We start from the raw sequence: 13995 nt of genomic DNA on the forward strand, positions 1-13995 counted from the left end.
CTTGGGCATGGAACGGCGCTATTTCTCCGGCTTCTCTACGCGCGCCACCTACGACGCGAAGCCCCAGAAATGCCAAAATTCCCTCTCTTCCGCTGTCTTCTACGCCTCTCAATAGCCAAACTTCAGGAAGAGCCATCTTGGCTCTTTCTTTCAATACTCAAGAGGCTGGAAGCCTCTTCTACTTTTAGGAAGTGCTCAAAGCGAAGCGCAGCCGCTATTTTCTTGAAATGTAAATCGTTCTATGCGTCGAGCGTTAACGCCCAGCGCCGCGTAAAGAAGCTCCGCGCTTCCCATCGAACCGTAAGGTGACACGCCAACGCCACCGCGCCCGCCAGCATATACACTACAACGATCTGATAGCGCACAGCCTTTTCCGGCAGAATGCCGGAAATCAGTTGCCCCGTCATAATGCCGGGCAGCTGCACGATGCCCATCAGCATCATGCTGTTGATGCTGGGTATGAGCGCGTTGCGCATAGCCGCCGCCGTATACGGCTCCAGAGCCTGGCGGGGACTGGCGCCCAAGGCTAGCGCGGTTTCGATTTCGCCCCGGCGGCTCTCCAATTCTCCTCGCAGGCGATGGACGATCAACGCCGCTCCGTTGGCGCTGTTGCCGATCACCATCCCCATCAAAGGCAGAAACAGATGCGGCGTTTTCAAGGGGTGGGGGACTTGCAGCACCACCCAAAACAAGTATCCCCCGATCGTCAGCGCCGATGCGTGCAACGCCAGCCATAAAGCGAGAAAAGTATGCGAGGAAAATTTCTCCTGCCGTTTCACCGACGTATAGGCGCCCGCGATAATCATCAATTCAAGGGTTAACGCCAGGTAAATCGGCTGGTTGCTCTGGAAAAGCCATAAAAGAAAATATCCCATTAGCCATAGCTGGATAAACGATCTCGCTGCGCCAATAAGATACTGGCGCTCCAATAGGCTGCGATTCAATCGGGCGAGAATCGCCGCTAGGGCGATCATGGCCAGTGAAGCGAGCACTTGGTTGAGCGATAAAGGAAGATAATCGCTATTCATATCGCCGTCTCCGTTGGTTGAGATTGCGTTTCGAAGAAGGGAAGAGAATCCGCCGTCTCTGGTTGCGTCAGTTGTCCCTCTTGCAACAGCATCCATCGGCCTCCCAGGGAACGCGCCGTCTCCCGCTCGTGCGTGACGGCCAATACGCCGATGCCCCGTTCACGGTTCAACCGCTGAATCAGTTCGACGATATGCCGGGACGAGGCGGGATCGAGCGAAGCGGTGGGTTCGTCCAAAAGCAGCAATTCGGGCCGGTTGGCCAAGGTGCGGCCAAGAGAGACGCGCATCTGCTGCCCGACGGAGAGATCGCTCGCGCGGCGTTCGATCAAATCTATGGGCAGTCCTACTTGATCCAATAGTTCCGCCGCCAAATCCGATTCGTCAATCCGGCGGGGATGATGCAGCCGGGGGCCGTAGAGCAGGTTGTCTCGAACCGAACCCGCGAATAAATAGGGCAATTGCAAAACCAATCCCGCCTTGCGCCGCAACTCTCGAATATCCCACTCCAATAGATTTTTCTCATGGAAAAAAAGGCGTCCTTCGAAAATTTCGTCCAGTCCAACAATGGCGCGCAAAAGCGTCGACTTGCCCGATCCAGACGGCCCTAAGAGGGCGACGATTTCTCCCTGATTCATGCAAAAAGAGATATCGCGTAGAATGACGACGGTCGCGGCTTTGGTTTTTTTACCGCAGGAAACGTTTTCAAGCCACAGGATTTCGCTCATAGGTTATTGTGAAATTTTTAGGAGTAATCGGAATTGGGATTGTTGGCGATGGGAGTTCCGTTCGTCCATAATTCGTATTCGCTCAAATCGATTTCGTCGTTCCATGATACGCCGTAGCCGCCAACATCTACTCGAACGGCGCGGAAGAAAGCCGGATTGGCGAGCAGACGAAATTGCGGTCGGGAAAAAAGCGGCTCGCAATCGTAGGTTCTTTGTTCGCCGTTCTTGAAGCAGACAAGCAATCGCCCGCGTCCGATGGGTTTGACCGTCTCGATAAGTGGTGTCGTTTCCATGGCTTGCATTACTCCAAACCGGGAAGTTGCCTGAACTCCTGGCTGCTCCACATTTCCTGTAACTCGCGCTTATACTTCCCTGCCCATTCCTTGACTAGTCTTTGCGCCCTGACTGGCAGATCACCCTCCAACATCTCCAACGTTTCGATGATGAATACTGCGTTGAATTCGCCGTAGATCGCATGGAAATGGGGTTTTCCATGTTCACTCTGGTTGAAATACATTTTGATAAGTATTTCCATAAAATCTAGCAATAACTGGCATGGTTGGCCGTCTCCTTTTATCTCGTTGACAGCGGCGACAAGATGTCTAATAGATACACTCGTTATTCAAAATTCCCACAAGTTTTTTTCCATCGTCTTTGCCCATACGATGCAATATCTCTTTTTCATCAAGAATACTTTCAATTTTCGCAAAAACATCTTCCTGCGATTTGAACTTTCCATTCTTGATATCTTCCTCTCCTTTGGAGAGGAGTTTTAAAAGACTGATGGCGTTTCGCATGTTCTCGTAACTTTCGGGATCTTGGAGTACGGCTCGAGGCTCGCCGTTTTGGGTAATGATAACAGGCTGGCGAGTCTCATTGATTTGTTTGAGCAAATCGGAAGTATTCGATTTGAGGTAAGCCATTGATTTAATATCTCTCGATAAGTTCATGACATTGTTTCCCGTCTTGACAAATCGTCCTATCATGATCGATCGTTAATTGATTCCCCCGCTCTTTCCCATTCGGCGCGTTCCAAGATGATTCGTTTCATGATACACTTTTTTCCCCAATGAATGGAATGGGATGATTGTCCCCATTATACCCGAACAGGAAACGGACGCCGATTATGCTGGGATTTTTTAGACGTTCCAAAGAAGAGAAAGAGCAAGCGAAAAAAAAAGCCAAGAAGCGAAAAATCAAACTGGACCGCGTGTTACTGTGGATCGACGGCGCCCATCGCGATCTCGCTTCCCGCACTCTACGCGCTTTGGCTTTGGGGGAAGCGTTCCACCGGGCGGGAGCGCAGGACACGGTCCTGGCCTGTCCCGCCTTGGGATGGCTGGCCGAAGCGGCGAAAGAACGGGGATTGTTTTTTCTGGACTCCGTTCAGGAGGGCGTTCCGATGCGCTTTCAAGAAATTATCGCCGCCTCGCCAGCGGATATTCTTGTCGCCGATCCGGTTGTTCCCATCCCAGCGCCTATGGCGGCGGCGGGGAAAATCCGGCCACTTTTCGTCCAGATCGGCGATGCGTTTTCGGAATCGTTGTTTTCCTCGGATTTGTTAATTCTGCCAGGCGTTATTCCTCTACCCGATTTCGAGCATCTTCATCTTCCTCCCAGCCGATTGACGAATTGCATTCATGGCGAGAAATACGTTCCCCTGCCGGATATCTACTCCATGCGTAAGAAAATTTCCGCGGAAGGAAGGAAAACGTTCCTAGCTGCGATCGCAGGCAATCCCGCGCTGGACGAAGCCGCGGCTCTCGTGGAAGCATTGCAGACCGTAGGCGGGGGAGGAATGACGTTGCTTGCCGACGTTTCGCCCGCCATGCTTGAATCTTTACGGGAAAAATTCGCCGGAATGCGAATCTCAGGCAGAGAGGCATCGATCAAGGACCGTTTGGCGTTAATCGAAGAGGCGGAATGGATCGCCGCTTATCCTGCGATCCAGATTTACGAATTTCTCGCTTTGGGCAAACCGGTCCTTCTTTGTCCTCGAACGTCGGCGGAAGCGAGCGCATGTCAGCAAATCGCCGGCGTTGGCGCCGGTTTTTCCGCTTGGGAGGACGGGCGCCTTAGTTTGGAACGAGTAAAATCGCTGGCGGCGGAATTGAATGCAGACGAAGCGAAACGGCGTTCGGCGGGCGCGAAAGCGGCGGAATCGATTCCCTTCGGCGGGGCGGATCGATTAGTTTCTCTCATCGCCGATCGTTGGGGAGAACGTTTGGAATATTACGGGGCGGCTTAATCAGGCGTCGGCGGTTGCATCGGCCGCGTTGAAAATCCATAAGCGGCCAACGATTTTGTCGTCTTCATCAACGATTGGCGACATGCGGCACGCGGCCGTTCCGGGGGGAATGGCGGCGGTTTTAAGAACGAACGAGTGGACTTCATGCGGATTCGCATCCATATTGGCGACGATTTTATTCCAATTTTCCGAAGGATTATCGTAAAAACGGCCCAGCAAGGCGAACCAGCCGACTTTGGTCGTCTCGAGCGTTTCTTCTATTTGCAGAGAGAAGATTTCCAGAAAACGGGGATTGGCGATTATGACGACGCCAGAGCGGTCTGTGATGGCGACGCCTTGCGACATTTTATCCAATACGGCCGCGAATCGGCGTTCGTTCGCTTCCAATTCCGTCGTGCGATCCCCCAGCGATAGCAGCGCTTCCTGCAATTCCGCCGTCCGCTCCTGAAGATTGGAATTGGATTTCTCCAACTCTTTTTTTACGTCCAGGAGTTCTTTATTGATGCGTTCCAGCTCTTTGTTCTTTTCTTCGAAGAGGGAAAGAGTTTGAAGAAGGTTGATGTTTTGGATGCGCAGTTCTTCGGAGAGGGTGGGATTTTTCCGGGAGGAGAATTTTTCCTGGAAGAAGCCGACGATATTGCGCGCCAGGGTTTTGGGGGGTTCTTTTTTCTTTTTAATCAGCCGGATATGCGTGCCTTCTCCCGGCTCCGATTCCAAAACGATGGAATCCATGAGCCGTTTCATCGCTTGCACGCCGCGCAAGGCGGTGGATGAACCGGTGGAGGAGAGCAAATCTTTAATCTGTTCGTTCGTCAGGCCGGGACCTTGGTCCACGCCTTCCACTTCCAAGCTCAAGCCGCTTCCTTCCGTTTGCAGGGAGAAAGAGATGCGGCCTCCTTTTCCGTGTTCGAGAATGTTTTTCCCCAGTTCGAAAACGGAGGTGGAAACCTGGAGTTGTTCCGTGGTTCCGAAACCCAATTCTTCGCAAATGACGCGCGCCCGGTCGCGAGCCGCCAGGATGTCTTTTTCTTCTTGAATCTCTTGCGCGTAAATTTCCATGCGTCTTTGAAACCCTATACGGGTTGTTTCCTTTTACGGAGTGGCCGAGGGGATGAGCGAGGATGGCTCCATGGCTTCCGGGATGCTCGGCGCAGTAATTTCCGGCGTCACTTCGCGAATATAATCGGCGAAACGGTCGTTGAGGTTGTTTTCGTCTACTTCCAACTCGGCGCTGGCTTCTTCCACTTCATCGCCAACGACGAAGAAGCGCGGACCTTTCGTTTCCTCTTCCGTCTTGGGTTTTTCGCCAATATAGAAGATCGCCTGCCCGATTGGCAAGCCGTCGGACAGCGCCAACGCCTTCCATTCTCCTTCGCCGCCGAGTTTCATCAAGCGGCTCATCTCGAAGGCGACAGCTAACGGACTGTCTTTAGGATAGCGGAATTCTTCTTTCAAGACGACGTTGCCGAAGGGATTGGTCAACTCGAAATGCACCCAGGTTTTTTGGTCTTCGGGGGCGAGATTGGCCACGACGACCACGCTCGAATCTTGATCCGGCATGAATTGATCGGTTACGCCAATCCAGCGATCGTCCTGGGAAAGCCCTTTGCAAGTGAAGACGTCGTGAAGCTGGACGGCAGCGGGTCTCATGGAAATTTTGACGCTTTCCGTGCAGGAACAAAGAGAAGCGATCAATGGCAGCATCCATAAACTTATTCGGCGGAATTTCATTAGGTTTTCCTCTCTAGGATCGACAGGGGACTATTCTATCCATTGGAAGTCGGCCCGGTCAAGCGATAACGCAGTATTCGACAAGGCACAATTATTGCTACTTCTTCGATAAGGTAGTTGCTTCCTTACGTCGTTCAAGCAATCCTTCTCCTAGGAAAACGTTTCTTTGACAATGGAAGTTATAAGAAGAAGTTTTAAGGACAATGAGCGGAGGATGACAAAAGATAAGTTAAATCGATACAAGCAAGATGGGTCTCGTTTTTCGATCCATCGGTATTTAATGGATGCTATAATCGATAAGTCAAAAAGCGCGCCACATCCTACGATTAAATGGGGAAGCGTCCGAGAATAAAAATTTTGATTGAGGGGATGAATTGTTTTTTTCTTGCTTTTAGGCGTATCACGAGGCGAAAAAGGGGGAAAAATATGCTTGACAAGGTATTTTTTAACCATCTATAATATAGTGTAAATATTAAAGTTGAATTATCTCGATTAAAGGAGAGCGTGAAATGGCGGAAGCTCAAGAACCCCAAGAAGGGCAACAAGAAGAGCGACCTAGAAGTAAACTGCCCTTCATTATTATTGGATTCGTTATCCTTTTGGCCGTAATCGGTGTGATTTCTTATTCGATGTTGAGCAAAAAAACCGGCGATGTCCCAAGCGGTCCTACGCCAAAACCGATAGGCTATATGTTTACTTTCCCGGATCAATTTACGAATAATCTTGCCCCTCCCGACGATCAACTTATGGTCACTGTGAGCATCACTCTTGAAATTTCCTACAAAACAGGCTCCAGTTTAGATGAAGCGAAGAAGGAAATCGGCATCGAGACCGATCCTACAAACAAAAATATCCTATTGCCGAAAATCAAGCAGATTATAAACGAAGTGTTTCAAACCAAATCCAGCGCCGAAGTCAACAATCCAGCGGGTAAAGAACGCATCAAGGCCCAAATTAAGAACCAACTCAATACTTTGCTTAAGCAAGGGCGCGTGGATGATGTTATCTTGGAAAGCTTCATCATTTCGTGAGAGGTGCGGAGGGAAAGCCGATTTTCCGAATTCCTAAGGAATAACCGGCGCAGCGAATACGATGGCGGATATTCTTTCTCAGGGTGAAATTGACGCTTTGCTCTCCGCCTTCGCTACCGGCGAGGGCGCGGCGGATTTAGGCGCGGGAGAAGACGAAGAGCAAATACGGGAGGTTAAGGTCTACGACTTTAACCACCCCGACCGCTTTTCTAAAGACCAGATCCGCACCATGCACAACTTGCACGATCATTTCGCCCGCATTTTTTCCATCTCCCTATCTGCGTTTTTGCGCACCATTGTGGAAGTGAAGTTAGTCTCCGTCGATCAAATTTCTTACGAGGAATTTATTCGTTCCATTCCCAATCCTACTTCCCTCAACGTCATCAACATGGATCCTCTGGAAGATAAATCTCTGATCGAATTGTCGCCGACGCTCTCGTTTCCGGTGATCGACCGTTTGATGGGAGGAGCGGGCAACGTCTTCAAGAAAAACCGCGAATTGACGGAAATCGAACAGACCATCATCGAAAAGGTGCTTTATCGCGCTTTCGACTGTCTCCACGAAGCCTGGGCCAACGTCATCCCCTTGAATCTTTCCTTGGAACAATCGGAGACGAATCCCCAGCTTTTGCTCCAACAATATCTGCCTTCCGAAATGGTCATCATGATGACCTTCGAAGTGACGTTGGGGGAAATATCGGGAACGCTCTCTTTTTGCATTCCCTATCCCACCCTGGAACCGATCGCGGGACAACTTTCCAGCACTTCGTGGTATTCCGCCACCAAGAAGGAATTGTCGGAAGAACACGCCGAAGTCCTCTACGACCGCTTGCGGCGAGTTCATATTCCCATCGTTGCCTACGCTGGCGCCGCTCAGATGACCTTGCGCGAATTGCTCGATTTGAAGGAAGGGGATGTGGTTCAATTGAACAAGCGGACGGATGAAGATGTCGTCATTCAAATCGGCAACGAATACCGTTATTTCGCCAAACCCGGCAAAAAACGGGGCCATAAAGCCGTAAAGATCACGAAAATCATCACGGGACCGGACGATGTCTAGGAGGATTAAGCAGGAGGCATGTGCGCAGAAGCCCTAACCCAAGATGAAATCGACGCGCTGTTGCGCGGAGAACCCCCTCCGGAAAAGCCGTCGCTCATCACGCCGGAAGAAGAAGATACGATCAAGAAGTATTCTTCCCTCGTGATGGATTGCGGCAATGACGTGCTTTCCACCCTGTTGGGCGAATCCGCCGTCATGGAGATGGTGGAATATAAAGAGACCGATCCCGACGCTCTAAGCGGCGATCTCGAGGGCGATCTCGTGGTCGCCGAGGTGAATTATAAAGGGCTGGTGCAAGGCAAGACCGCCATTATCGTAACCGTCGACACAGCCTTGAAACTCGCCACCCAAATGACCGGCGGCGGCGCGGAAAGCGATTTTGGCGATTTGGAGGAAAGCGCCTTCAGCGAGGCGATCCAATCGCTCTATAGTTCCGTCAATACCCAAATGGCGCAACAGATGGGCGGCGAAATCAGCCTGGAACCTCCCGACGTTACTACCAAACCTCCAAATCTCGGCGACCTGCTTCCCGAATCGGCGGAACGGCTGATCCTGGTGAAATACGAGTTGCAATCGGGGACGGCGAGGGGACCGATCTATCAGATTATTCCCCGCAATCTATTGAATTCTCTGACTTCCGGCTTCTCCGGCAAGGTTCAAACGGCCATGCCGAGCGGCGATATCACCCGCGAGTTCGCTACGTCTTCAAAAGTGCCGCCAGTCATGTCTACTCCCGCTCAGTTCGCGCCGATGGGGGGAGCGAGCATGGGCTTCGATGCGATGGCGGGCATGGGAATGCCCGCCATGCCCGAGGTCGATACCACAAACCTGGGACTGATCCTCGATATCGCCGTCGAAGTAAAAGTGGAGTTGGGACGAACGCATCGCAAGATTCGCGAAGTATTGGAACTGGGACCGGGATCGGTTGTGGAATTGGATCAATTGGCGGGCGAACCGATCGATATTCTCGTCAACGACAAACTCTTCGCTAAGGGCGAGGTGGTTGTCATCGACGAAAATTTTGGCGTTAGGATTACGGATATTTTAAGCATCGAAGAACGCATTGAAGCGTTGAAATAACCGATAAGGTTCTTGCAGAATTCGACGCCGTCCAAAAGAAAGAGGGAACGATGACGCGGCGCTCCGATTTGAAGTTGATCGATCTGCTCTCTCTGCGGCCGGGTTCGCTGCTTCACGTCCATACCGTCAAAGGCGAAGCGGCGTGCTTGCAGGCGGAGATATTTTCCCGCTCGGAAGGATGGAAGCGGGATATTACCGACGCCGTATTTCCTGAAGGAGACTTACTTAGAAAGCATAACCTATTAAAATTGCTGGAGATTCCCATCGACGCCCAAGTCATCGTGCGTCACCCGGAAAGCAAAGTAGTGGAGATTCTGCGGCTGGAGGCGTCGATGTGGAGCGATTTGCTCTCCCGCGCGGGACAACAAGCCGATCTGATGGTCGGCGGGCGCGTCTTAGCTCATGGAGAGATTGTGAATACCGCCAGCGAGAGCGGCATTCGCATAACGGAAATTATTGAATGATGAGTGATGAATATTATATTCCCTCGCCTTTTGGGAGAGGGTTAGGGTGAGGGATTAATAAGTAGGATGAATGCGAATTGCGGGAGGGCAAATCTCCTGATGGGCCAGCCTGCTTTCCGTTTTTTTAGAAGTGATGAGTGATGAATGATGAGAAAAGTAAGATGAGTCGCGTTGTTTGACCCATCGATATCAACGGAATAAAATAATTGATGGGTCAAACGACGCGACCCATCCTACGAAAGAGTAATTTCTTTTTCATCATTCATCATTCATCATTCATCACTCATCATTTTCTTTTCGGGCTAGCTGGATTTCGAACGGCGCCTTGCTTTCCGGCTGAGTCTCTTGTTTTCGGGTTGCCGTTTCATTCTCCGTCCCCGCCGTAGACGGACGAAATCGGGTTGAGGGCTGCGGAACCCTGCGCTGTTCCGCGGACGCCGGAGTTTTCTCGCTTCGGTTGGCGTAAAATTATGAACACTCTCTGCCGCTGGTTGACGGATTGGGCCGTCGTTGCTTTGATTTTGTTGGCGCTGGTATCGTCGGCGTCAGCGGCGCAAAAAGACGTCAAGGCAAAGACGGCTGCGCGCCAGGAAAATCTATCTTCGCCGTCATCGTTGGCGGCTTCCGCTTCCCCCGCCTTGGGAACCTCGCCGTTGGCGAAGTCCGGCGATGACGTTTTTCAAGCCGTTCTCAACGCTATGAACGGCTTGCCTTCCGGCGGCCAAACAGCGAATCCCCCCCGCGAGTTGATTACGAACGTCCAAGGCGAATCCGCCATGAAATACGCTGGGCGAATGTTGATGAGCCTGGCGTTCGTCGTTTTGTTGGTTCTCGCCCTGGCCTGGGCCGCCAAGCGTTTCATCCTCAAGAAGCATACGTTAGGCGGCGGACACATCGACCTGCTCGCCTCCTATGCTCTTTCTCAAAAATCCCAGGTGCATCTCATTCGGACTTGCGGCGAAACGTTTCTCATCGGCGACGGCGGCGGCGCGCTTTCTCTTATCTCCAAAGTGGAATTTCCCTCTCATCCGGATGAAGCGCCCTCTCAGGATTTGTTTTCGGATAGCGATGAAGAGATCAATCCCCTGCTGGAACCGCCCGCTATCCGATCGTTCGACGAACGGCTGACGAATTGGCAAAAATCGCTGGACGAACAGAATCTCAGCCAGGAAGTGAAGGCTAGTCTCTTGTTGCTGGGTGGACTCTCCGAACGTCTGCGACGGAAAGGCGGAAATCCCAATGCCTAAGAGGGGGAAGAGGATGGCGTTTTGGAAGACGGCGCGGCGGCGGATTGCGGCCGGAGTTTGCCGGCGCCGGAAGAAGCGCGATGTCGAAAGCCAATCGCCTTGGCTTCGGTTTCTTCTTTTCGCCATGCTCTTGGCGATGGCTCTAGCTGTTTCTCATATCGCGGCGGCCCAGACCGCGCCTGGACCCGCATTGCCGACGCTGGGCGTGGACGATCCCAACGGTCCCAATCCGCAGGACGTTTCCACGGCGATCAAAATCCTTTTCCTGCTGACGATTCTTTCCCTCTTGCCGAGCATCGCCGTCATGACCACGTCCTTCATCCGCATTTCCATCGTTCTCAGCTTGGTGCGGCGGGCCATCGGCACGCAGCAGACGCCTTCGAACGAAATCATCGTCGGCCTTTCGATCTTCATGACCTTATTCATCATGAATCCCGTTTTCGAGGAAATTAACAATACGGCGATACAACCTTATTTGAGAAACGAAATCAAAACGCTCAAACCGGGCGACGTGGACGCTTACGGCAAAACGGTGACGGAGGACCGGTTACCCTTTTACGTCATGCTCGACCGCGCCTCCGTTCCCATTCGCAATTTCATGTGGTCGCAGATCGGCAAGAGCGGAGCGATGGACGTAGCCGTCTTCATGAGGATGGCGCGCTTGGAGAAGCCCGAAAACAAAGACGACGTTCCCACGCGAATTCTCATTCCCGCCTTCATGATCAGCGAATTGAAGAAGGCGTTCATGATGGGATTCATGATTTTCATCCCTTTCCTGATTTTGGATATCGTAACCTCGTCGGTCTTGATTTCGATGGGCATGTTCCAACTCCCGCCCGCCTTCATCTCGCTTCCCTTCAAGATTCTTCTTTTCGTCTTGGTGGATGGCTGGAGCGTATTGGTCAAGGCGTTGGGATTCTCTTTTACGCAGAATATGACGTAGGAAAAATTGGATGAAAATAAATGCTCATGCGGAATAATAGAGGTTGCTTTCAAATTCTCCCCCCAAACTTGGGGGGAGCTTGAGGGGGGTTGATTTTATGAAACTTAAGACAACCCCCCTCCTAAACCTCCCCCAAGCTTGGGGGAGGAATAAAAGAATTATGCAAGTACCGAAATAGAAAGGCGCAAGCGTTATGACGGAGATGAAAGTCATCGAATTGGGGCAGGACCTGATGTTGAACTCCTTGATCATCAGCCTGCCCATTTTAGGCATCGGATTAATAGTCGGCGTTCTTATCAGCGTCTTCCAGGCCGCCACTCAGATCAACGAGCAAACGCTGAGCATCGTGCCCAAGCTGCTGGTGGTGGGCGTAACCATCATGCTGCTCATGCCTTGGCTGCTTACGCGGATCGTAGACTTGACCCTTAACCTATTCAATGCGCTGCCGGAGGTGGCTAAGAATTAGCGATGACGGTTTTGCCGCAGCCCTACGATAGCGCGTTTCTCGCTTTTATCTTCGTCTTCGCCCGCGTTGTGACGATGGTCTTCGTCATGCCGGTGGTGGGGGGAACTACGGTGCCCCGGCCGGTGCGCGTAGGGATCGCGTTTTGGATTACGATCGTCTTGTTGGGACCGGCGTGGGGCATGAACGGAGTCGAAATTGGAGAACCGCTTCCCATACCGGATCGGGTTTATAACGGCGTAATCGATTTCAGCCTGGCCATTATTTCTGAGATGATGATCGGATTCGTCATCGGTTTCATGGCTGACGTTTTTTTGCAAACCGTCGGCCTCGCGGGCGAAATCGTGGGGCAGCAGGCCGGTTTTTCCGCCGCGTCGGTGTTGGATCCCATCACGGGGCAGGATCAATTTCTCATGACCCAGATCAAAATCCTATTCGCCACGCTGATTTTTATCTGCATCGGCGGACCGGAAACCGTTTTTATGATCCTCGCCGACAGTTTTGAAGTCGTCCATCCCGGCGAAGGAATCGACCTCGTCCGCTATGGCGAGGCGGGATGGAGAACCATGATCTCTGACGAGGGCCGAAAATTCGCTTTGGCTTCCTTGATGTTTAAAGTGGGCATTCAACTGGCCGGTCCTATGATCGGCGCGATGATCCTGGTTAGCGTCGCCGAGGCTTTTATCGCCCGCATCGTGCCTCAGATGAACATTATGGCGGTCGGCTTCGCTATCCGCATCTCGTTGAGTTTGTTGATTCTTTTTTCGTACATGCCGTTTTTCTTCAGCGCATTCAAGAATTTTTTATTGAAATACACGATGTACGCTCATGCCATGTTGTCGAACATGGCGCCATCCTGAGCGCCGCCTTGAACGGCGCCGGAGTAGAGGCCGATGGCTGAATCAGAAACCGGACAGGAAAAAACCGAACCCGCGACGGGGCGTAAAAGGGAAAAAGCCCGCGAACAAGGGAATATTCCCAAGAGCCAGGAGATCAACACGGCGTTGATGTTGATCGCCGGGGTTTTCTCTTTCTATATCTTTTCCGGCGAATTTTACGGGAATGTGGAGGAAGCGATCAAATATTATGTGGGAAACTGCCATCGCATCGAAGTTACGGCGACGAGTTGCCACGCCCTGATGCTGGAAATCGGTTTAAGACTGCTGATCATCGTTTGGCCGTTTTTCTTGACGTTCATGATCGTCGGAATCGCCATCAATCTGTCCCAGGTCGGCTTCAATCTTGTCGGCAAGCCGCTGGTTCCGGATTTGAAGAAATTGAATCCGCTCACAGGCCTGGGACGCTTGTTCTCCATCCGCGGACGAATCGAACTGGTCAAATCGATGTTCAAAATGTTCATTCTCGCTCCAGTGATGGTGTGGACGGTTTACAAGCATCTTCCCGAAATGATGCCGCTGGTCTGGCAAGATCCGCAGGACATTATGACTCAACTCGGCTTGGCGTCGTTGGATGTGGCGATCAAGGCTTTACTTATCATGTTTATTCTTTCCTTGTTCGATTACATTTACCAACGCTGGCAATACGAACAGGATTTGAAGATGACCAAGGAAGAAGTCAAACAGGAGATGAAAGATATTCAGGGAGACCCTCAAATTCGCAGCCGCATCCGCTCGATCCAGTTGGAAATGGCGCGGCGGCGGATGTTGGAAGAAGTGCCGAAAGCGGAAGTCGTGGTCACCAATCCCACGGAATACGCCGTCGCCCTCAAATACGAATCGGGGGAATCTCCCGCGCCGCAGGTCGTCGCCAAGGGAAAAAATCTGCTGGCGCAAAAAATCAAGGAAATTGCTTTGGAGCACCGCATCCCCATCGTAGAAAACCGGCCCTTGGCGCAATCGCTCTATAAATTAGTTGATATCGGGAATTACATCCCTCCGGAATTGTACCAGGCCGTCGCCGAAGTGCTGGCTTACGTGTATCGGTTGACGAAAAAGATCGCGCAGAAGGTTTGAGA

16 protein-coding genes and 1 pseudogene are annotated in these 13995 nt (G+C 51.8%); 10 read left to right on the top strand and 7 right to left on the bottom strand.

Features of this window, described 5'->3' with window-relative positions:
• Positions 1-239 precede the first annotated feature (239 nt).
• The 5 genes and pseudogenes from fetB to AB1656_09775 all read right to left on the bottom strand — a co-directional run bounded on the left by fetB (position 240) and on the right by AB1656_09775 (position 2703).
• Complete coding sequence (gene fetB / locus AB1656_09755; protein MEW6235659.1) at positions 240-1028, bottom strand: iron export ABC transporter permease subunit FetB; 789 nt, start codon at positions 1026-1028, stop codon at positions 240-242.
• Positions 1025-1753 carry an ATP-binding cassette domain-containing protein gene (locus AB1656_09760; protein MEW6235660.1) on the bottom strand — a complete coding sequence of 243 codons (729 nt, stop codon included), beginning with the start codon at positions 1751-1753 and terminating at the stop codon, positions 1025-1027. The genes fetB and AB1656_09760 overlap by 4 nt, the downstream gene beginning before the upstream one ends.
• 17 nt (positions 1754-1770) lie before the next feature.
• Positions 1771-2046, bottom strand: coding sequence for a DUF2442 domain-containing protein (locus AB1656_09765; GenBank protein ID MEW6235661.1), 276 nt, complete (start codon positions 2044-2046; stop codon positions 1771-1773).
• An 8-nt stretch (positions 2047-2054) separates the two neighbouring features.
• Positions 2055-2310 (bottom strand): annotated as a pseudogene (locus AB1656_09770) (DUF4160 domain-containing protein).
• A gap of 45 nt (positions 2311-2355) precedes the next feature.
• Positions 2356-2703, bottom strand: a complete 348-nt coding sequence (locus tag AB1656_09775; GenBank protein ID MEW6235662.1) for a type II toxin-antitoxin system Phd/YefM family antitoxin — start codon at positions 2701-2703, stop codon at positions 2356-2358.
• A 176-nt stretch (positions 2704-2879) separates the two neighbouring features.
• On the opposite strand from AB1656_09775, the gene AB1656_09780 reads away from it, so the two are divergent.
• On the top strand, positions 2880-4001 hold the full coding sequence (locus AB1656_09780) for a hypothetical protein (protein MEW6235663.1): 1122 nt from the start codon (positions 2880-2882) through the stop codon (positions 3999-4001).
• Here the strand turns inward: AB1656_09780 and AB1656_09785 are convergent, their stop codons facing one another.
• Both AB1656_09785 and AB1656_09790 read right to left on the bottom strand, forming a co-directional pair.
• Complete coding sequence (locus AB1656_09785) at positions 4002-5060, bottom strand: ATP-binding protein (GenBank protein MEW6235664.1); 1059 nt, start codon at positions 5058-5060, stop codon at positions 4002-4004.
• Positions 5061-5093: 33 nt separating this feature from the next.
• Complete coding sequence (locus AB1656_09790; GenBank protein ID MEW6235665.1) at positions 5094-5732, bottom strand: hypothetical protein; 639 nt, start codon at positions 5730-5732, stop codon at positions 5094-5096.
• Between the two features lie 509 nt (positions 5733-6241).
• Between AB1656_09790 and AB1656_09795 the strand changes: the two genes are divergently transcribed.
• The 9 genes from AB1656_09795 (at position 6242) to flhB (ending at position 13993) form a co-directional block, all read left to right on the top strand.
• Entirely contained in the window at positions 6242-6763 is a 522-nt protein-coding gene (locus AB1656_09795; protein MEW6235666.1) for a flagellar basal body-associated FliL family protein, read from the top strand.
• 61 nt (positions 6764-6824) lie between these two features.
• Entirely contained in the window at positions 6825-7823 is a 999-nt protein-coding gene (gene fliM / locus AB1656_09800) for a flagellar motor switch protein FliM (GenBank protein MEW6235667.1), read from the top strand.
• 18 nt (positions 7824-7841) lie between these two features.
• Entirely contained in the window at positions 7842-8903 is a 1062-nt protein-coding gene (gene fliN, locus AB1656_09805) for a flagellar motor switch protein FliN (GenBank protein ID MEW6235668.1), read from the top strand.
• Positions 8904-8953: 50 nt separating this feature from the next.
• Complete coding sequence (locus AB1656_09810; GenBank protein MEW6235669.1) at positions 8954-9367, top strand: FliM/FliN family flagellar motor switch protein; 414 nt, start codon at positions 8954-8956, stop codon at positions 9365-9367.
• 470 nt (positions 9368-9837) lie between these two features.
• Positions 9838-10614 (top strand): flagellar biosynthetic protein FliO, encoded by a 777-nt coding sequence (locus AB1656_09815; GenBank protein MEW6235670.1) that lies wholly within the window; start codon positions 9838-9840, stop codon positions 10612-10614.
• 13 nt (positions 10615-10627) lie between these two features.
• Positions 10628-11557 (top strand): flagellar type III secretion system pore protein FliP, encoded by a 930-nt coding sequence (locus AB1656_09820; GenBank protein ID MEW6235671.1) that lies wholly within the window; start codon positions 10628-10630, stop codon positions 11555-11557.
• Between the two features lie 193 nt (positions 11558-11750).
• Positions 11751-12023: a flagellar biosynthesis protein FliQ gene (gene fliQ, locus AB1656_09825; GenBank protein ID MEW6235672.1), complete on the top strand. Its 273-nt coding sequence runs from the start codon at positions 11751-11753 to the stop codon at positions 12021-12023.
• 2 nt (positions 12024-12025) lie between these two features.
• Positions 12026-12880: a flagellar biosynthetic protein FliR gene (locus tag AB1656_09830; protein MEW6235673.1), complete on the top strand. Its 855-nt coding sequence runs from the start codon at positions 12026-12028 to the stop codon at positions 12878-12880.
• A gap of 33 nt (positions 12881-12913) precedes the next feature.
• The gene (flhB, locus tag AB1656_09835) at positions 12914-13993 is read left to right on the top strand and encodes a flagellar biosynthesis protein FlhB (GenBank protein ID MEW6235674.1); all 1080 of its coding nucleotides are present in this window, start codon (positions 12914-12916) and stop codon (positions 13991-13993) included.
• The last annotated feature ends 2 nt before the right edge of the window (positions 13994-13995 follow it).

This window comes from Candidatus Omnitrophota bacterium (assembly GCA_040755155.1).
Classification (GTDB): Bacteria; Hinthialibacterota; Hinthialibacteria; order Hinthialibacterales; family Hinthialibacteraceae; genus JBFMBP01.